Below are 17,806 nucleotides of genomic sequence, written 5' to 3' on the forward strand. Positions count from 1 at the left end.
GGCAACCGGACGTAATAATAACCACGCTCCGCAAAAAATAATTTTAAAAACGTTGTTAATCTCAAACTATGAAAAAAAGAAGATTTAATTTTCGAAAAGAAATAATCAATATATTACTAATCCTAACCGGAATATTTAGCGCTGCATTTGGGCTTAAAGGTTTTTTGATCCCCAATGAATTTATTGATGGCGGGGTAACCGGAATTTCGCTGCTGATCAGTTCCATTACCCATTGGCCCATTTCAATTTTGATAATAGTGATCAATGTGCCTTTTATATGGCTGGGCTACAAACGCATAAATAAACTTTACGCGCTTAAAACATTGGTCGCCATATTGATCCTGTCGCTGGTGTTATTCCTCGTTAATTTTCCGCATGTTACCAATGATAAACTGTTAACCGCTGTATTTGGTGGTTTTTTCCTGGGCACCGGAATAGGTTTGGCCATGCGCGGCGGTTGTGTTATAGATGGCACGGAGCTACTTGCTGTTTACATCAACCCAAAATCATTTTTGTCGGTAGGGCAAATCATTTTGGTCATTAATATAGCAATATTTGGTGTGGCTGCTTTTTTCCTGGGGATCCAGGCGTCGTTGTATTCCATCTTAACTTATCTTTCCGCATCGCAAACTATCAACTATATTATCTTGGGTTTTGATGAATATACAGCGGTAACCATTATATCCCCTAAAAGTGAACTGATAAAAAATGTTATCATTCGCCAGTTGCACAGGGGCGTTACCGTATATAAAGGGGAAAGGGGATTTGGGAAGAACACAATTGAGGATAAAAATATCGACATCCTCTATGTTGTGATAACGCGCCTGGACGTGTCACGGCTGGTAACAACTGTTCAGCAGGTTGATCCGACCGCATTTATTATTACGCATTCGGTATCAGAGGTTAAAGGCGGATTGATTAAGCGGCATGTGCTGGCGCATTAAACAAAATAACTGCGTAAACTATTTTGAACAGCTATATCAATGTAAATATGAGCACCTTTGCAAACGTAATTACTGGCAGACTTTTATTAATGCCTTTGGCAATGATTTAAGTACTAAAAAATTACATCAACAATACGCCAATTATTGCGTTTAAAAATTACATTTGCCAAAATTTTAACAGATGCAGAGTTACGAGGAATTTCTTGACCTGAGTGTAGGTTTCCCACAGGATGGTTTTGAAATAATTGAGGATGAATTATACTTTCATGACCTTAATTTAATGGAGATGATAGAAACGTACGGCACCCCCTTACGCTTCACTTATTTACCTATAATTTCAAAAAAGATCCAGCAGGCAAAACTGCTGTTTCAGCAGGCGATCATTAAAAATAATTATCGCGGAAGCTATAAATATTGCTATTGTACCAAAAGTTCGCATTTTAAGCATATTGTTGAAGAAGCGCTTAAGAACGAGATCCACCTGGAAACATCATCTGCTTTTGACATGCCGATGATTGATGCGCTGGAGAAAAAAGGTGCTGTTAGCAAGGATATCACGGTGATATGCAATGGGTTTAAAACATTTCAATATAAAACCTATATTGTTGATATGCTGCATGATGGATTTAAAAACATCATCCCGGTATTGGATAACAAGGAAGAATTCAACCTCTACGACGACGAGATTGAGATGGATACCCCCTGCAACCTGGGTATCAGGATAGCGGCGGAAGAACAACCTGATTCGCAGTTCTATACATCGCGCCTTGGGGTTAGGATGGAAGATATTATTGACTTTTATTACAATAAAATAGAGGGTAACCCTAACTTTAAAGTGAAGTTGCTGCATTTCTTCATCAACTCCGGTATTTCTGATACACCATACTACTGGAACGAACTGGAAAAGTATGTTACGCTTTACTGCAAATTTAAAAAGATAAACCCCGACCTGGATACGCTTGATATTGGCGGCGGAATGCCTTTTAAAGATTCGCTGGTATTTGATTTTGATTATGAGTACATGATCAATGAAATTGTAAGCCGGATTAAGGAAATTTGCGCCGAGAACGATACGGTAGAGCCTGATATTATTACTGAATTTGGTAAATATACCGTGGCCGAAGCATCAGGGATACTGTACAAGGTTTTGGGGCGCAAGCAACAGAATGACCGTGAAAGATGGCTGATGCTTGACGGATCATTTATTACCAACCTGCCTGATGTTTGGGCACTTAACCAAAAATATATCCTGCTGCCGGTAAATAACTGGGATAGCGAATATGAACGCGTTAACCTTGGTGGCATAACCTGCGACGGGCAGGATTATTATAACCAGGAAGCACACATGAACAGCGTATTTATGCCTAAAACCCGTAAGGTGCAATACCTGGGCTTTTTTAATACCGGGGCGTACCAGGAAGTGTTAAGCGGTTACGGGGGCATTCATCATTGCCTGCTTCCATCGCCCAAACACGTTATCATCCGCCGCAACCGGGATGAAACTTTCAATTTCGAGGTTTTTGGCGAAGAACAGAACAGCAAGCAGGTGTTAAAGATCCTGGGTTATACTACCTAGATATTAGTACAAGCACAAAAAAAGCTGCCTGAAAAGTAATATTTCAGGCAGTTTTTTTGTTTTAACGATAAAAGGTGAATATTTAAAAAATCGCTTAAAACAGGTCCTTTAAGCGGCTTTTCTTAAGCGTCGAGCTCTTTTTTCTTTTTTTGTTTAACCGTTTCAATCAGTTTTTCCTTTACCAGCACATCCATAATCAGCGGGTAGGTATTCGCTATTATAGGGCCTATATCATCTTTTTTAAACCAGCGTACATCGGTTATTCCTTCTTCCTTCTGCGGTTTTAAATTGTTCTGGCCCTTGCAGCGCATATTAAACCAATAAGTTTTTTTCAGCACCAGCTCGCCTTTAAAAATATAGGAGTGGTAAGTTTTACAAATCCTGTCGTCAAGTTTGCTCACTTTTATCCCGCATTCTTCTTCTACCTCGCGCACGGCGGCTTCCTTTGTGCCCTCCCGTTTTTCAATTTTGCCTTTTGGCAGGTCCCATTTATTATTGCGGTAGATAAACAAAAACGCATTGTTCTCATTTTTTACCAGCCCGCCTGCAGCTCTTACCAACACAACACTTTTTACAATGGTCTTTAAAAACAGTTTGGCATCTGCGCATAAAACATAAAATAATTTACTTTTCTGTTTTACAATCCAGGTGTAAAGTATTTTCATATCAAATGCTTCAGCATCAATCTGCTTGTAATTTTCAATGTTTTTAGGTAGTGATTCTGTTAACAGAAGAACCTTGTCGTTAATATAAATTCTGTATTTTTGCGCCATGTTTAATAAAAGTGAAATAGAGCAGCAGGTTGCTGAATTCCTGCTGCAAATTAAAGCAATTAAATTACAACCTGCCAAACCTTTTACATGGGCCAGCGGTTGGAAATCACCAATTTATTGTGATAACCGCATTACTTTGTCACATCCTGCTATCCGCACCTACATCAGGCAGCAATTAACCTCTATGATCCAGGAAAAATTTGGTTCCGTTGGCTGTATTGCCGGTGTAGCTACAGCGGGCATCCCCCAGGGAGTGCTGGTTGCGCAGGAACTTGGTTTGCCGTTTATATATGTACGTGCCAAAGCAAAAGAACATGGCACCGGCAGCCTTATTGAAGGTGACCTGTCATTAACCGGGAAACGCGTTGTAGTTATTGAGGACCTGATCTCAACCGGGAAAAGCAGCCTGCAGGCTGTTCACGCACTGCGTGATGCCGGTTACGATGTGGCGGGCCTTGCTGCCATTTTTAGCTATGGGTTTGATGTGGCTGCGGATAATTTTAAACAGGCTAACTGCCCGTTCTATACCTTATCAAATTATGGTGCATTGATTAAATATGCCGGCGACAATCAATACATCTCAGACAGCGACGTTGAAGTATTGAAAAAATGGCGCGAAGACCCTGCTGTTTGGGGAAAGTGAAGAAGTTGGCAGTTTTAAGTTGACAGTTCGCAGTTTTATAGCGGCGAACCAACAGGCCATTTGTTTTGAAAGCACAAACTAATCTCTAATCACTACCAATGACAACTTTTGAAAGTAAAGTAACCATACCGCAACCGGTAAATAAAATTTTTGATTTTTTGGCTGATATGAACAATCACCAAAAATTAATGCCGGGTGATGATATCCAGCATTGGAAATCAAGCTATGATGAAGCCAGCTTCAACATAAAAAATACGATAAACCTTAGCTTGAAAATTGAAGGCAGGGATCAAAACAGGGAGATAAAAATTGTTCCGGCAGAGAAGCCGCCTTTTGACCTGCAATTGATCTGGACACTGTTACCGGTTAACGATCATACGGAGGTTGTGTTTACCATATCGGCTGATTTAAACATGATGATGAAAATGGTTGTGTCCGGCCAGTTAAAAAAACTTGCCGAACACGAAACCAATAGTTTAAATTTGCTGTTTAGTTAAAACGTGCCGGTGATACAACTCTTACGGATAAAAAGAATTAATATTCTTTTTCGGCCCGTAAATGAAGTATTACAGTAAGTACGTTGATAATTAACAACAGCGCTACTACAATTACCATGATAGTTAATTAATTAGGGATTAAAAACGGGTACAATATAATTAAGCAATATATAATTTCAAAGTTCGCAACAAAATAATTTTTTTTACTTATCAACATATTATTTCGACCGGACTCTTAAAAAAATATTCCATAAAACACCTGTTAAACGTCAATTTCAACACATTTGTTACAATTGGTAAGTATTTTTAAAAATCATAAGACTAAGCATTGTTAACAAGTATGGGTATTTACCGTACTTTTGCAGCAAATTAAAGGACCAGAATGATCACAGTATCTAATTTATCTTTACGCTATGGCAAGCGTACACTATTTGAAGATGTAAATCTTAAGTTTACACAAGGCAATTGCTATGGCATTATTGGTGCCAATGGCGCAGGTAAATCTACTTTTTTAAAGATCCTTTCTGGCGAGATTGACCCAAGCAGCGGCTCGGTAAGTTTTACCCCCGGCGAACGCATGGCGGTACTAAGCCAAAACCACTATGCTTTTGATGATTTTACTGTTATAGAAACCGTAATGATGGGGCATAAGGAAATGTATGCCGTAATGAAAGAAAAAGATGCTATTTATTTAAAAGAAGATTTTACCGATGCTGATGGCGAACGTGCCGGCGAGCTGGAAAACCTTTTTGCCGAAATGGATGGCTGGAACGCAGAAAGCAACGCGGCTACTTTACTAAGTAACCTTGGTATTAAAGAAGAATTTCATTACCAGCTGGTAAAAGACCTTGACAATACGCAAAAGGTACGTGTGTTATTGGCACAGGCACTTTTTGGCAAACCTGATATTTTATTACTGGATGAGCCTACCAACGATTTGGACATCCACACCGTAAGCTGGCTGGAAGATTTTTTAGCCGGGTATGAAGCAATAGTATTGGTGGTATCGCACGACAGGCACTTTTTAGATACCGTTTGTACCCACGTGGTAGATATTGACTTTGCAAAAATGAGCATCTATACCGGTAACTACTCTTTCTGGTACGAATCGAGCCAGCTGGCTTTAAAACAGCGCTCGGATCAGAACAAGAAGACCGAAGACCGGGTGAAGGAATTGCAGGAGTTTATTCGCAGGTTTAGTGCAAATGCTTCTAAATCAAAACAGGCTACCAGCAGGAAAAAAGCTTTGGATAAGATCAATATTGATGAGATCCAACCCTCTAACCGTAAATATCCGGGTATTATATTCAACAACCAGGGACGCGAAGCCGGCGACCAGATCCTGCAGATAGAAAACCTCGGCAAATCATTAAACGGCGAGGTATTGTTTGCCAATGTGCGCCTGATGGTAAATAAAGGTGATAAAATAGCGGTGCTTTCGCAAAACAGCCTGGCCACAACTGCATTTTATAATATTTTAACAGGCCGCGATAAGGATTACAAAGGCGAGTTTAAATGGGGGGTAACCATAAACCCCGCGGATATTCCGATTGATAACACGGAATACTTTAAGGGGAAAGACGATAACCTGATCGACTGGCTGCGGGAATACTCACCCGGTGAAAAGGACGACCAGTTTATCCGTGGCTTTTTAGGCCGGATGCTGTTCTCGGGCGAGGAAGTGTTAAAGAAAAGTAACGTATTGTCAGGCGGCGAAAAAATGCGCTGTATGTTCAGCCGCATGATGCTGCAATCAGCCAATTTGCTGATGTTTGACGAACCTACCAATCACCTTGACCTGGAATCTATCACCGCATTAAATAATGGCATGAAGGACTTCAGGGGCACGATGTTGTTTACCACCCGTGACCATGAGCTGGTAGAAACGGTAGCTAACCGGATAATTGAATTAACCCCGGGCGGCGTGATTGATAAGCTGATGACCTACGATGAATACATTAACAGCGACGTAGTGCAGAAGCAGCGCGAGGAGTTTTATGCAATGGCGTAACTAATTCAATTGGGTATTAAATAGCTAACAATATAATAGCGCAGCTTCGGGGGCTTGTTTTTAACTTATCCGTAAAGCAGGCTGGAAGCTAAATTAAAGTTAGCTAATAATGCTTTTTTTCTTGTTTATTAAATTGCGGATTTTGGAATTCAATATACAGGGGTCAAACGGTTTCGCTATAAAATCGTCAACACCGGCAAGTTTTGCAGCGGCCTTTTCAGTTGGCAGCACCGAGGCAGAAAATGAGATTATAGGGATATTTTTAGACGTATTTGATTCTTCACGAATTTTTCTTGTGGCTTCAATACCGTCCATAATTGGCATATGCGTATCCATTAATATCAAATCATAATTTTTTGACTTTAATTTTTCAAACGCTTCCAGCCCATTTGTTACAGCATCTACTTCAATACTCCAATTTTTAAGCATTTTTTTGATAATATAGTGGGTTGTTAAGTTATCGTCTGCCAATAAGACTAAGGTGTCATAAAATTTGGGTAAATCAGATAATGAATTGTTTGCTTCAATATGGTTTGATCCTTCAGCGGCTAACGAAAATGTATTGGTAAAAGTGAATGTTGTGCCAACACCAATTATGCTTTCAACTGATAATTCGCCGCCTTTTAGTTCAACCAGCCTTTTTACAATGGATAACCCCAAGCCTGTGCCCCCAAATTTTTGCCAGGATCTGTTTCCAATCTGTTCAAACCGGTTAAAGATCTCGCTGGTCTCAGATTTTGGGATCCCGATACCAGTGTCTTTTATCATAAACTGGAGTACTGCGCTGCTATCGTTTTTTTTGATTGTTTTTAGAGAAATGCATACGGACCCATAATGTGTAAACTTGATAGCGTTATTGATCAGGTTAACTAAAATCTGATTTAGCCTCAGTTCATCAGCCAGTATCATTTTTGGTACATCCGTGCCCACATCGCAAATAAGCGTTAATCCTTTATCCACGGCTAAAGGCTCTGTAGTTTTACAAACTTTTCTTATCAGGTTGATAATATTCACTTCTGAACGCTCGATTTTTATTTTATCGGCATCAAGCTGCGCACTTTCCAAAATATCATTTACAATTCCAATTAATGATTTAGAAGAGAATTGCATCAGTTCAATTATTTCGAGTTGGTCCGAGTTAGGTGAAGTCTCCTTCAACAGCGCCGTCAAACCAATGATCCCATTCAGGGGAGTGCGGATCTCATGACTCATATTCGCCAGAAAATTTTCTTTAAACACCTTGCTCTTCTGTTTTTCTTCAATCGCTTTAAATAATTTTTTTTGATAATTTTCTAATGCAATATTTTGATTTACTATTTCCCGCTTATGCCTGATTAAAGTAATCAGCGATTTTACTTTTGCTAAAGTGATATAAGTCGAGTGGCTTAAATAAATAGTCTGCTGCTCCATTATTTAGCCCTTTAACAACATCGCCTGATTTGGTAGAGTAGCCGGTTATTAATACAACAATAATATCTTTGGTCAGTGGGTTTTGTTTTATCAAATCAAGTAATTCGAAACCGTCCAGCCCTGGCATTTTTACATCGATTAAAGCGATGCCTATATTATTTCTGATGCACAAATCTATCACCTGTTTGGGTGTGCTGGTAGTAATTATATCTAACCCTTCCTGCTCTAATGCTGCTTCCAGTATTTCTACGTTGTCAATTTTATCGTCAACAATTAACAGCTTAATATTTTCTGAAGGGTTTCGTTTCATGGTTGGTAGGTTATATAAGTGGCGTAGCCAATGGGAGCCCATCGGTCCTTCAGCCATTATTATTTATCTAGAACAAAACACCTGAAACACGTTATTGTTTGCAACGTTTAACTAAATAATAAACTAATAAATTATAAATTAAATTTCTCTCAAAATTGGCCATGATTTGGGGCTTATCTGCTTATGAATTTCAATTATTCGGTTTAGCTACATATAAAAAAGGCGGCAGGTTGCGCTTTTGTGCGGTTTTTTTCGTTTATTTGCAGCCCGGAAAAAAATAATGACTTGGTAGCTCAGCCGGTAGAGCAACTGACTCTTAATCAGTGGGTCGAGAGTTCGATCCTCTCCCAGGTCACAAAAAATCAAAAACCGCCTCTAACGCAAATTAGAGGCGGTTTTTTGTTTTTAGATAAAGTTAGATACCGTGAATTCAATATTGCTATTGATGAAACATGCTTATTATCAGATACTTACGCCAGTTTATTCCCTGATAAAAAGCAAATGTGCTGATAATCAGGTTGTTCTACTTTGTTCCGGGTGTTCCGTGTGCAAAATGGAACACGCTACGGCTTGAATACGCAACTTGCCGCAGCTGAAACTACGGCTGCACGCGGCTATAGAGCGGTTTAGGTGTTAGGCCACATTTTGCTTATTTCTAACGCACGTTAGTTAATCAATTATTATACTGTCAACGGCTTTCTTCATGGCGTTTTCCTTTACGCCCGGCACTTTTAACCCTTCGGCGCGGAATACAGTAAGGTCTGTCATGCCCAAAAAGCCTAGGAAGGCTTTTAAATAAGGGGCAACAAAGTCGTTGGCTTCACCGGGTCCTTCTGAAAAAACGCCACCAGACGACATGGCTACATAAACCTTTTTTCCGGTCACCATGCCAATAGGGCCATTTGCTCCGTAGCCAAAAGTTATCCCGGCCCTGGTGATGTGATCGATCCAGGCCTTTAGTGCAGAGTGGATGGTAAAGTTTATCAGCGGCGCGCCAATCACAACGATGTCTGCAGCAAATAACTGTTTAACCAGCTCATCAGAGAGGCGAACCGATTCTTTATCGGCTGCGGTGAGCTGATCTTTGGGAATAAAAAATGCGCGCAGCACAGCGGGGCTAAGGTGCGGGATCCCGGTATCTACCAGGTTCAGCTCCTCTAGCGTACTGTCCGGATATTTCTCCCGGATCTTTTCAACAATGGTGTTACCCAGTTTAATACTATAAGATGCAGCGCCCTGCAAGCTTGATTTTAAATGAAGGATGTGTTTCATAACAATTTACTTATTTGATAATAATTCTGTTAAAAAATCCGGGATTGTTGTACCTCCTTTTTGTTTACATCAAAGGTTTCTGCCCCGGATAATTAAGGGCAAAACTAGGGTTACCGGGTGGTAAAAAGTTAGTAGTTACCCAAAGGTAAGCGGTTACATTGAGGTAAGTGATTACCTTTGCAGTTATGAAAATCATTAAAAATGAGGCCCTTCCGAACAAGATGGAATGCGCGGACTCGCTCAAAAATGTTATTGATGCTTTATACGTTATTAACGGGAAATGGAAGCTGGCGGTGATCCTTTGCCTGGTGCAATCACCCAAACGTTTTAATGAAATTCAGCATCAGATCACCGGGATCTCTGCCAAAGTATTAGCAAATGAACTAAAAGACCTGGAGCTGAATGATTTTATTACCCGGACCGTATACCCAACCAATCCTGTAAGCATCATTTACGAAGCGACCCCCTATAGCCGTACTTTAAAAAATGTGCTGGGCGAACTAAATGCCTGGGGTGAACAGCATAGAGAAAAAATTAAGCAAAGCATGCGAAAGCAGTCCTGAGTTCAAAAAAAAGCCATTCGCTGCTGCTGAATGGCTTTTTCATTTATTGTTGGATAAATTAGGGGCGCAATTGAATTAATAGGCACTGTCAGCCGTGGTAACGCGGATAAGTTTTGCGTTCACAAATTCATAGATTGCCGCCGGGGATTGTTCCCTTCCGTAACCTGAATGTTTGGTGCCGCCAAATGGCAGTTCAGGCGCTATGCCGGTAACATGGTTGATATAAACCATACCCGTTACCATCTGCCTGGCCACGTTAACAGCCCTTTCGTTATTGGAGCTGAATACACTTCCACCCAGGCCGAATTCGGTTGCGTTTGCCAGGTCAATGGCTGCCTGCTCATCCTTTACTTTGTAAAACATGAATACCGGGCCGAAGATCTCTTCCTGGTAGGCGGCTGTGCCGGGCCTGATGTCAGCAAGAATGGTGGGCTCCATAAAGGCTCCCGGGCGATTGATACGGTGGCCACCAGTAATTACCGTTGCACCCTGTTCCACTGCCGTTTGAACCTGCTTGATAACGTCATTTACCGCTTTTTCGCTGCTTAAAGGAGCGAGGTCGGTTTTTTCATCCATCGGGTCACCCACTTTTAGCGCTGCAAATTTTGCTTTTACTTTTTCCAGGAATAAGTCGGCGATGCCTTCCTCTACGATGATCCTTTTTGGCGATACGCAAACCTGTCCTGCATTCCAGATCCGGCCACGCACAGCAGCCTCGGCGGCTTGCTCCACATCTGCATCATCCAGCACGACAAAGGCATCGCTGCCACCCAGCTCTAAGGTAGATTTCTTAATATATTTTCCTGCTGCCGCCGCGATAGAAGAACCTGCGGGTTCGCTGCCGGTAAATGTTACTGCTTTGATCCTTTCATCAGCTACCAATACATCGGTTTCACTGCCGGGGATAAATAAATTCTGGTAAACGCCTTCCGGAAAACCGGCTTCCAGGAAAATGTCTTCCATGATCTGGGCGCACTGCGGTATGTTTGAGGCATGTTTAAGCAGCATGGTATTGCCTGCCATTAAATGTGGTGCAGCAGAACGGGTGATTTGATAGAAGGGAAAGTTCCAGGGCTGGATACTCAGTATCACACCCAGCGGCTCGTAACTGAGGAAGGCTGAACCGTGAGGTGTCTCCAGCGGCTGGTCGGCCAAAAACTTTTCACCATTGGTTGCATAATATTCAAAAATATCCGCGCATAACGCTACTTCTCCCTGGCTTTCCTTAAACAGTTTTCCCATTTCCAGCGTGGCCAGCTCTGCCAGCTGGGCGGCCTTTACCCGCAGCAGGTGCGCCACGCGGTGCAGGAGCTGCGCTCTTTTCGCTTTTGGTGTTTTACGCCAGCTTTGAAAAGCTTTGTCAGCAAGGGCAATCTTCGACTCAATTTGCGCTGCAGTCATTACGTCGAAAGATTTAACAAGTTCGTTATTGAAGGGGTTGACGGTTTTAATGGGGGATGTTTTAACTTTTGGTTCCATTTTTTTGTTTTTTAAGGTGAATCAAAGTTAATACCCTGTGTGCTGGCAAAAATGATGAAAAGCAGCTGTCAACGTGAGCCTGCTCACTTTTTTGGCCCGGATGTTTCTATAAGTTTGGCCTTATAATACAGTTGATCATGAGCAGCGAACTAATGGATTTTTCTGACCAGATAGATGAATTATTTGATCAGGCAACAGATGAAACAGATAGCTTTTGGGAAGAACTATCCAACCTGTTTATCTGACCGCACTTTAATCGTCCACGCATCTGCAGTAATGGTCGGCGTCGCTTATCCGCCGCACCTTATCAGCGCTAAAATATGTTACATATATCCTAATTTATATTTCATTCTTATATACAATGATCGTTATCACAAAAATTTTCAATTTTGAAATGGCACACGCCCTTGACGGCTATGATGGGGCCTGCCGTAACATACACGGACATTCTTATGAGTTGCACGTAACAATCAGCTCAGTTAAGGCTGACGATACCTGCTTTCCGGCCCCCGGCTTTATAATTGATTTTAAAGAATTAAAGCAGTTGGTAAACCGGGCGGTAATTGAAAAGTTTGACCATAAACTGGTGCTATCCCGTGGGTATCTATCCAAATTTCCGGCATTAAAGACGCTTGAAAACCTGGAAATTCTGGAAGCAGAGCCATCCGTAGAGAACCTGCTGCTCTATTCAAAACAAGCCATTAGCGAAATGCTTCCGCCAACGCTTACCCTGCAGCGGTTAAAACTGTATGAAACAAAAAGTTCGTATGCTGAATGGCTGGCAAGTTAAATTGCTGTAGGTATTAGGAGGGAGGGCACACCCTCCGGGTAAAGGTGCCCTCCCTAAAAGCCAGATGCCGTAAATAATAATTTACTCTGCCTTTTCTTTTGGGCCGCGTTTGTAAATAATCAGCCCGTTTAAAAAGTTACGCAGGATCTGGTCGCCGCAGGGTTTAAAATTGGGATGATCTTCCTTGCGAAAGATAGCGCCCAGTTCAGTTTTGGTGATCCTGAAGTTAGCCAGGTTTAAAACCTCTATAATATCATCATCGGTAAAATGCATGGCTACCCTTAGCTTTTTCATGATATCATTATTGCTCATATCTGTTTTGTTATGGTTATATTGAAATTTCGATTTTAACTTTTTTATTTTTTATTTTTTCGGCTTTCAGCAGTTCAACGGTTCGTTTGGCGCGGTTTCGCTTAACTGCAGCATAGGATGAATGATCCAGCACTTCTATCAGGCCCAGGTCTTCTTTTGCCAGTTCGCCTTTCTGTAACAGTAAACCAACAATATCAACCTTGTTGATTTTGTCTTTCTTTCCCGCGCCTATATATATGGTTACCCAGGGTGCTGGTTTTGGTACCGGCAGGTCGGCCGGCAATACCTCAATTTCAGGCTCCTGTTCCAGGTACTTCAGTTTTTCGTCTTCTGTTAATATCAAATAGGCTGTTCCTTTGGCATGCATCCTGGCTGTGCGGCCATTGCGGTGCAAAAAGGCCTCTTCATTATGCGGAAGCTGATAGTGTACAACATATTCAATTTCAGGAATGTCCAGCCCTCTTGAAGCAAGGTCGGTAGTTATCAGCAGCCGGTGGCTTCCGTTCCTGAATTTCAACAAGGCGCGCTCCCGGTCTTCCTGCTCCATTTTACCGTGAAAAATATCATGCACCAGCCCCCGTTCCCATAAAAGCTCGCTTATGCGCTCAACGGCGTCGCGGTGATTGCAAAATACCAGGGTAGCTTTATCCCCGATCAGACAAAGCAAAGAAAATAACGTATCAAGCTTATCAGCAGCGGGTGATATGACCGCTTTTAATTTAAGATCAGGAACATTTGTTTCATTTTGAAGGAAATCAACTTCAGTAGGGTTCTTAATCCCGGTGAATGAAGGGATCTCATCCATTTTGGTGGCTGATGTAAGGATGCGTTTGTTTAAATTACCAAGTTGCCTGATGATATAAGTCATGTCTTCCTGGAAACCAAACTCAAGCGCTTTATCAAACTCATCCAAAATCAATGTTTTTATGGTGCTTGTAGTAAAGCTCTCGCGGCGCAGGTGATGGCCAATTCTACCCGGCGTGCCAACTAATACCGCAGGTGGCTGCGAAAGGTTATTCCGCTCAATTTTTACGGGATGCCCGCCATAACAAACGTTTACCTTAAAGCCGCTGCCTATCGCCTTAAAAACCTGCTCTATTTGTAAAGCCAGTTCTCTTGACGGTACAAGGATCAATGCCTGCACGGTTGAGATATTTTCATCAAGCAATGATAGTAAAGGCAGTAAAAAGCCAAGTGTTTTTCCCGATCCGGTTGGAGAAAGTAAAATCACATCCCCTTTCTTCGCGGCATCAAGTGCAGCATACTGCATTTTGTTTAATTCGGAGATCTTTAACTTTTCTAACGCTTGCTTTATCATTTGCTGTAAAGATACAGAATAAAGAAATAGCGCAACCGACGGCAGCGTGTTGTTATAACTTCATTAATTTTAAGATCATCATACCTGATCCTTATCCCGAACGCTAAAAAATATTTATTAAATGCTCAAAGCCTGGTTATTTATTAAACTAATTGTTCTAAATTAGGATTACCTTAAAATACATCACGATGAAAAAGATTAATATTATCTACTGGATCTCAAACGGCTTATTGATGGCGCTGATGCTGAGTTCAGCAATCCCGGGCGTTATGGGTACTGCCGACTCGCAGGCATTTGTTGTTACACATTTGCATTATCCAACTTATTTTGGAGCGCTGTTGGGCGCAGCAAAAATTTTAGGGGTTATCGCTTTAATTATTCCGGGCTATCCAACAATAAAAGAGTGGGCATACGCCGGCTTTGCTTTTGACCTGATGTTCGCTTTATCTTCATTTATTCCAGTGGGTGATCCGTTTAAAGGCTGGGCACCATTTATTGTCTTTTTTGCATTATTTATAATTTCTTATACTTATTACCGCAAACGCATAACGGCGAAGGCTGCCGGCATTTCCTGAATTCTCCTATGAACGAATATACATCTACCCATAAAATAAAACGTTTTTTCTCTTTATTAAAACAGGCGATAGCAGGGAGCGAACAGGATTACACAACAGGCAGCATCCGCAAGGCAGTATTTCTGCTGGCCATCCCCATGATTATGGAAATGATGATGGAGTCTGTTTTTGCGGTGGTTGATATTTTTTTTGTAGGCAAACTTGGCAATGAGGCCGTAGCCACGGTTGGGCTAACGGAGTCGGTCCTTAGCCTGGTTTATTCAGTGGCAATTGGTTTAAGCATGGCGGCAACTGCGCTGGTTGCCCGCAGGGTGGGCGAAAAAAATCTTTCGGAAGCTGCACACGCAGGCATGCAGACAATTGTATTTGCCATCGGTCTCTCGGTTATTATTGCCGCTACAGGCGTTTATGCCGCAGAAGACATCTTGCGCCTGATGGGGGCAAATAAGAAAATGATTGCTGACAATATTGTTTACACCCGCATCATGTTCGGCGGCAACATTGTGATCATGCTGCTGTTTCTCATTAACGGTATTTTTAGGGGAGCGGGCGATGCCAGTATTGCCATGCGCAGCCTCTGGATAGCAAATATTTGCAATATTATCCTTTGCCCTTTGCTTATTTACGGGTGGGGGCCAGTTCCTGCTTTAGGTTTAAAGGGAGCGGCCATTGCCACCACATTTGGGCGGGGAATAGGCGTTTTGTACCAGCTTTATCGCCTTTTCATCCGTAAAGGGTTGCTGAATTTTTATGCGCATCAGTTACGGCCAAGTCGCGTGTTATTGCTGCAAATTGTAAAAATAGGGAGCACCGGTACCATCCAGTTCCTGGTCAGTTCAGCAAGCTGGATCTTCCTTGCGCGCTTAATGGCCGATTTTCATGAAGCCGCTATGGCCGGGTACCAGGTATCAATCCGCCTGCTTATATTTTTCCTGCTCCCGGCATGGGGTATGAGTAATGCGGCCGCAACGCTAACGGGTCAAAATCTTGGGGCCGGCAAACCGGAACGCGCAGAGCAAAGTGTTTGGACAACCGCAGGATATACCATGATATTTATGGTGTGTGTGAGCCTGTTCTTTTTCCTGTTCGGTACGCCTGTGGTTAATTTCATGAACAGCGATCCGCTGGCCAGGCACTATGCCATCCAGTCGTTACGGATTATAAGCCTGGGATATGTTTTCTTCGGTATTGAAATGGTGATGATGAACGCCTTTAACGGGGCAGGAGATACCCGGACGCCAACCTATGTTAACCTGATAGCCTTCTGGCTTTTCCAGATTCCGCTGGCCTTTTTTTTAAGTAAATATTATATCAAAGAACCTAAAGGGGTTTTTTATGCAATCCTGGTATCACAGGTGGTAGCTGCGGCTTTAAGCTATTTTTTGTTTAAAAAAGGAAGCTGGAAAACTGTAAAGGTTTAAGCGTGTTTAAATGATAAAATAAATTCACTTATTATGGTAGAAATATTCAGAACTAACGTGAAAAATAAAAAATTAGCCGTTAAGGTAATCAAGGCCTTAAAATTGCATTTGCCGGCCCTCTATTTCAATTTTGATCTTGACGATTGCGACCGCATTTTGCGGGTACAAAGTAATGACCACCCTGTGGAATGTTTCAAAATATTGCAAATTGTTAAATCACTTTCAATTGAGATCAGCGTTTTTGAAGACTAAAAGATAAAATTGGGGGGCGAAGCTCAATTCGCCATTTTTATTTTGATAACTATCTTTTTAACCAGGTCAAACCCGGCAACTTTTATGTTGGGGCGATGCACGTCTGACGGAAAAAACAGGAAAAACGCAGCAGGTGTTGCTATATAGTACTGGCCTTCCGCATTATAATTTGCACTATCCTTTTCTTCGCTGTATGGTTTGGTAACCGTTGCCTTAGCCAGCGTTGCAACCCCAATAGTTTCCTGTCCCTTTATTACATATTGAAGGTCAATATAATTTCTGTGCGACTCCCACGCAGAATGCTCAAATTCCTTTGACGGTGCTTCAGTTACCGTTGCGAATACATTGGTTCCGTCTATCGGGTATTTGCCCGGCTTTAAGGTGGTAAGGTCGCTGTCTCTTAAAAATGCAAAAGCTTTTTCCCAAAGCGGTTGGTTTTTATGGTACTGTTCTGCAAATGCCACCTTGTTGACCGATGGATTCAGGTCAGGTTTAAATCCATTTTTCCACTCATTTTTATTTATCCATTCCATAGCGCTCTTTTCAGTCCAGCTGTTTTTTGCCTGTTCCTGTGCAAAAGAACGAAAAGATGAGAAAGAAAAAAAGGAAACTAATAGCAGGATTCTAAAATTCATAGCTGGTTTCATGGCGTAAAAGGTTTTAATTTGGCAATGTAATTTAGTTTAATTTGCAGAAACTATTTTAGCTTTTTTGAACAGGCAAATAGTAACTTTGAGTTGTTAACCCTTATTTGCTAATCACCCTTTTTTAAATATTTACAAACATCTAACCCATAAATAGCCTTGAAAGTTTTACATAGCGTACATCCCGAAGATTTTAAAACTTATGATACCGCTTTAATAAGAGAACGTTTTTTAATTGATGGCACCGTGCAAACAGATGTTATTAATTGTGTTTACACCCATTATGACCGCATGATTGTTGGTACGGCAAACCCGGTTAACGGGGAGCTTATGTTAGAAAACTACTCAAACCTGAAGGCTGATTGTTTTTTAGAGCGCAGGGAAATAGGGATAATTAATGTTGCGGGTGACGGAACCATTATTGCTGACGGGCAGGCTTATGAGCTTAAAAAGTTTGATTGTTTATATATTGGCAAAGGGGTAAAACAGGTTTTGTTTTCGAGCAAAAGCAGCATGCATCCCGCTGTTTTTTATATGCTTTCGGCACCGGCGCATAAGGCTTACCCCACTACCTTTATGGCAATAAGTGATGCTGCGAAAGTTGAAGCAGGTGATGTTGCGACTGCTAACCTGCGTACCATCAATAAGTATATCCATGCAGATGGCATTAAAAGTTGCCAGCTGGTAATGGGGCTTACTATTTTAAAACCCGGCAGCGTTTGGAATACTATGCCCCCTCATACGCATGACCGGCGGATGGAGGCTTATTTTTATTTTGATTTACCGGAAGGCCAAAAAATTGTGCATTACATGGGGGAAGGAAAAGAAACCCGCCATATTATGGTAAATAATTACGACGCCGTTGTGTCGCCGCCATGGAGCATTCATGCCGGCAGCGGTACCAGCAATTACAATTTTATATGGGGTATGGCCGGAGAAAATCTGGATTATACAGACATGGATGCAATTTCAATAAGCGATTTAAGGTAGCAGGAGATCACTGGCTATTAAAATAA

19 protein-coding genes and 1 tRNA gene are annotated in these 17,806 nt (G+C 41.7%); 12 read left to right on the forward strand and 8 right to left on the reverse strand.

Annotation, left to right across the window (positions count from 1 at the left end; translation table 11 throughout):
- Nucleotides 1-68 precede the first annotated feature (68 nt).
- Nucleotides 69-944, forward strand: coding sequence for a YitT family protein (locus MuYL_RS09795; RefSeq protein WP_094570389.1), 876 nt, complete (start codon nt 69-71; stop codon nt 942-944).
- Between the two features lie 181 nt (nt 945-1,125).
- A complete protein-coding gene (locus MuYL_RS09800) occupies nt 1,126-2,520 on the forward strand; it encodes an arginine decarboxylase (protein ID WP_094570390.1) in 1,395 nt (464 codons plus the stop codon).
- 122 nt (nt 2,521-2,642) lie between these two features.
- On the opposite strand, the gene MuYL_RS09805 is transcribed toward MuYL_RS09800, so the two are convergent.
- Complete coding sequence (locus MuYL_RS09805) at nt 2,643-3,293, reverse strand: NUDIX hydrolase (RefSeq protein ID WP_094570391.1); 651 nt, start codon at nt 3,291-3,293, stop codon at nt 2,643-2,645.
- On the opposite strand from MuYL_RS09805, the gene pyrE reads away from it, so the two are divergent.
- The 3 genes from pyrE (at nt 3,292) to MuYL_RS09820 (ending at nt 6,444) form a co-directional block, all read left to right on the forward strand.
- Nucleotides 3,292-3,936 carry an orotate phosphoribosyltransferase gene (pyrE, locus tag MuYL_RS09810; RefSeq protein ID WP_094570392.1) on the forward strand — a complete coding sequence of 215 codons (645 nt, stop codon included), beginning with the start codon at nt 3,292-3,294 and terminating at the stop codon, nt 3,934-3,936. The two genes, MuYL_RS09805 and pyrE, sit on opposite strands and share 2 nt — an antisense overlap.
- Nucleotides 3,937-4,034: 98 nt before the next feature.
- On the forward strand, nt 4,035-4,433 hold the full coding sequence (locus MuYL_RS09815) for an SRPBCC family protein (RefSeq protein ID WP_094570393.1): 399 nt from the start codon (nt 4,035-4,037) through the stop codon (nt 4,431-4,433).
- A gap of 382 nt (nt 4,434-4,815) precedes the next feature.
- A complete protein-coding gene (locus MuYL_RS09820) occupies nt 4,816-6,444 on the forward strand; it encodes an ABC-F family ATP-binding cassette domain-containing protein (RefSeq protein WP_094570394.1) in 1,629 nt (542 codons plus the stop codon).
- A 99-nt stretch (nt 6,445-6,543) separates the two neighbouring features.
- On the opposite strand, the gene MuYL_RS09825 is transcribed toward MuYL_RS09820, so the two are convergent.
- Together MuYL_RS09825 and MuYL_RS09830 are read right to left on the reverse strand one after the other, a co-directional pair.
- Nucleotides 6,544-7,854, reverse strand: a complete 1,311-nt coding sequence (locus MuYL_RS09825) for an ATP-binding protein (RefSeq protein ID WP_094570395.1) — start codon at nt 7,852-7,854, stop codon at nt 6,544-6,546.
- Nucleotides 7,769-8,164 carry a response regulator gene (locus MuYL_RS09830; RefSeq protein WP_157740731.1) on the reverse strand — a complete coding sequence of 132 codons (396 nt, stop codon included), beginning with the start codon at nt 8,162-8,164 and terminating at the stop codon, nt 7,769-7,771. The genes MuYL_RS09825 and MuYL_RS09830 overlap by 86 nt, the downstream gene beginning before the upstream one ends.
- A 282-nt stretch (nt 8,165-8,446) precedes the next feature.
- Here MuYL_RS09830 and MuYL_RS09835 point away from each other — a divergent pair.
- Nucleotides 8,447-8,519: transfer RNA gene (locus MuYL_RS09835), tRNA-Lys, on the forward strand.
- A gap of 314 nt (nt 8,520-8,833) precedes the next feature.
- On the opposite strand, the gene MuYL_RS09840 is transcribed toward MuYL_RS09835, so the two are convergent.
- Nucleotides 8,834-9,436, reverse strand: a complete 603-nt coding sequence (locus MuYL_RS09840; RefSeq protein WP_094570397.1) for an FMN-dependent NADH-azoreductase — start codon at nt 9,434-9,436, stop codon at nt 8,834-8,836.
- Nucleotides 9,437-9,621: 185 nt separating this feature from the next.
- Here MuYL_RS09840 and MuYL_RS09845 point away from each other — a divergent pair, with 185 nt between their 5' ends.
- Nucleotides 9,622-9,999, forward strand: coding sequence for a winged helix-turn-helix transcriptional regulator (locus tag MuYL_RS09845; RefSeq protein WP_094570398.1), 378 nt, complete (start codon nt 9,622-9,624; stop codon nt 9,997-9,999).
- Between the two features lie 75 nt (nt 10,000-10,074).
- Here MuYL_RS09845 and MuYL_RS09850 read toward each other — a convergent pair whose 3' ends face one another.
- Nucleotides 10,075-11,478, reverse strand: coding sequence for an NAD-dependent succinate-semialdehyde dehydrogenase (locus tag MuYL_RS09850; RefSeq protein ID WP_094570399.1), 1,404 nt, complete (start codon nt 11,476-11,478; stop codon nt 10,075-10,077).
- A 361-nt stretch (nt 11,479-11,839) separates the two neighbouring features.
- Between MuYL_RS09850 and MuYL_RS09855 the strand changes: the two genes are divergently transcribed.
- Nucleotides 11,840-12,268, forward strand: coding sequence for a 6-pyruvoyl trahydropterin synthase family protein (locus MuYL_RS09855; RefSeq protein WP_094570400.1), 429 nt, complete (start codon nt 11,840-11,842; stop codon nt 12,266-12,268).
- A gap of 81 nt (nt 12,269-12,349) precedes the next feature.
- Here the strand turns inward: MuYL_RS09855 and MuYL_RS09860 are convergent, their stop codons facing one another.
- Together MuYL_RS09860 and MuYL_RS09865 are read right to left on the reverse strand one after the other, a co-directional pair.
- Nucleotides 12,350-12,580 carry a DUF1456 family protein gene (locus tag MuYL_RS09860; RefSeq protein WP_094570401.1) on the reverse strand — a complete coding sequence of 77 codons (231 nt, stop codon included), beginning with the start codon at nt 12,578-12,580 and terminating at the stop codon, nt 12,350-12,352.
- A 16-nt stretch (nt 12,581-12,596) separates the two neighbouring features.
- Nucleotides 12,597-13,898, reverse strand: coding sequence for a DEAD/DEAH box helicase (locus tag MuYL_RS09865; RefSeq protein ID WP_094570402.1), 1,302 nt, complete (start codon nt 13,896-13,898; stop codon nt 12,597-12,599).
- A 188-nt stretch (nt 13,899-14,086) separates the two neighbouring features.
- Between MuYL_RS09865 and MuYL_RS09870 the strand changes: the two genes are divergently transcribed.
- Genes MuYL_RS09870 through MuYL_RS09880 form a run of 3 tightly spaced genes read left to right on the forward strand, consistent with a single transcriptional unit; the run spans nt 14,087 to nt 16,146 of the window.
- The gene (locus MuYL_RS09870; protein ID WP_094570403.1) at nt 14,087-14,473 is read left to right on the forward strand and encodes a DoxX family protein; all 387 of its coding nucleotides are present in this window, start codon (nt 14,087-14,089) and stop codon (nt 14,471-14,473) included.
- Between the two features lie 8 nt (nt 14,474-14,481).
- Nucleotides 14,482-15,894, forward strand: coding sequence for an MATE family efflux transporter (locus MuYL_RS09875; protein WP_094570404.1), 1,413 nt, complete (start codon nt 14,482-14,484; stop codon nt 15,892-15,894).
- 33 nt (nt 15,895-15,927) lie between these two features.
- Entirely contained in the window at nt 15,928-16,146 is a 219-nt protein-coding gene (locus MuYL_RS09880) for a hypothetical protein (RefSeq protein ID WP_094570405.1), read from the forward strand.
- Between the two features lie 23 nt (nt 16,147-16,169).
- Here the strand turns inward: MuYL_RS09880 and MuYL_RS09885 are convergent, their stop codons facing one another.
- A complete protein-coding gene (locus MuYL_RS09885; protein ID WP_157740735.1) occupies nt 16,170-16,781 on the reverse strand; it encodes a YhcH/YjgK/YiaL family protein in 612 nt (203 codons plus the stop codon).
- Nucleotides 16,782-16,949: 168 nt separating this feature from the next.
- Here MuYL_RS09885 and kduI point away from each other — a divergent pair, with 168 nt between their 5' ends.
- Nucleotides 16,950-17,780, forward strand: coding sequence for a 5-dehydro-4-deoxy-D-glucuronate isomerase (gene kduI / locus MuYL_RS09890; RefSeq protein ID WP_094570407.1), 831 nt, complete (start codon nt 16,950-16,952; stop codon nt 17,778-17,780).
- Nucleotides 17,781-17,806: the final 26 nt, after the last annotated feature.

Origin of the sequence: Mucilaginibacter xinganensis, from assembly GCF_002257585.1 — a bacterium.
GTDB lineage: Bacteria > Bacteroidota > Bacteroidia > Sphingobacteriales > Sphingobacteriaceae > Mucilaginibacter > Mucilaginibacter xinganensis.

Bases quoted from the DNA above. Each gene is read 5' to 3' on its own strand.
- MuYL_RS09880 (WP_094570405.1), top strand. From the start codon at position 15,928: ATGGTAGAAATATTCAGAACTAACGTGAAAAATAAAAAATTAGCCGTT.
- MuYL_RS09870 (WP_094570403.1), top strand. From the start codon at position 14,087: ATGAAAAAGATTAATATTATCTACTGGATCTCAAACGGCTTATTGATG.
- MuYL_RS09845 (WP_094570398.1), top strand. From the start codon at position 9,622: ATGAAAATCATTAAAAATGAGGCCCTTCCGAACAAGATGGAATGCGCG.
- MuYL_RS09820 (WP_094570394.1), top strand. From the start codon at position 4,816: ATGATCACAGTATCTAATTTATCTTTACGCTATGGCAAGCGTACACTA.
- MuYL_RS09855 (WP_094570400.1), top strand. From the start codon at position 11,840: ATGATCGTTATCACAAAAATTTTCAATTTTGAAATGGCACACGCCCTT.
- MuYL_RS09865 (WP_094570402.1), bottom strand. From the start codon at position 13,898: ATGATAAAGCAAGCGTTAGAAAAGTTAAAGATCTCCGAATTAAACAAA.
- MuYL_RS09825 (WP_094570395.1), bottom strand. From the start codon at position 7,854: ATGGAGCAGCAGACTATTTATTTAAGCCACTCGACTTATATCACTTTA.
- MuYL_RS09885 (WP_157740735.1), bottom strand. From the start codon at position 16,781: ATGAATTTTAGAATCCTGCTATTAGTTTCCTTTTTTTCTTTCTCATCT.
- MuYL_RS09830 (WP_157740731.1), bottom strand. From the start codon at position 8,164: ATGAAACGAAACCCTTCAGAAAATATTAAGCTGTTAATTGTTGACGAT.
- MuYL_RS09795 (WP_094570389.1), top strand. From the start codon at position 69: ATGAAAAAAAGAAGATTTAATTTTCGAAAAGAAATAATCAATATATTA.
- MuYL_RS09815 (WP_094570393.1), top strand. From the start codon at position 4,035: ATGACAACTTTTGAAAGTAAAGTAACCATACCGCAACCGGTAAATAAA.
- MuYL_RS09800 (WP_094570390.1), top strand. From the start codon at position 1,126: ATGCAGAGTTACGAGGAATTTCTTGACCTGAGTGTAGGTTTCCCACAG.
- MuYL_RS09805 (WP_094570391.1), bottom strand. From the start codon at position 3,293: ATGGCGCAAAAATACAGAATTTATATTAACGACAAGGTTCTTCTGTTA.
- MuYL_RS09840 (WP_094570397.1), bottom strand. From the start codon at position 9,436: ATGAAACACATCCTTCATTTAAAATCAAGCTTGCAGGGCGCTGCATCT.
- MuYL_RS09860 (WP_094570401.1), bottom strand. From the start codon at position 12,580: ATGAGCAATAATGATATCATGAAAAAGCTAAGGGTAGCCATGCATTTT.
- pyrE (WP_094570392.1), top strand. From the start codon at position 3,292: ATGTTTAATAAAAGTGAAATAGAGCAGCAGGTTGCTGAATTCCTGCTG.
- MuYL_RS09875 (WP_094570404.1), top strand. From the start codon at position 14,482: ATGAACGAATATACATCTACCCATAAAATAAAACGTTTTTTCTCTTTA.
- MuYL_RS09850 (WP_094570399.1), bottom strand. From the start codon at position 11,478: ATGGAACCAAAAGTTAAAACATCCCCCATTAAAACCGTCAACCCCTTC.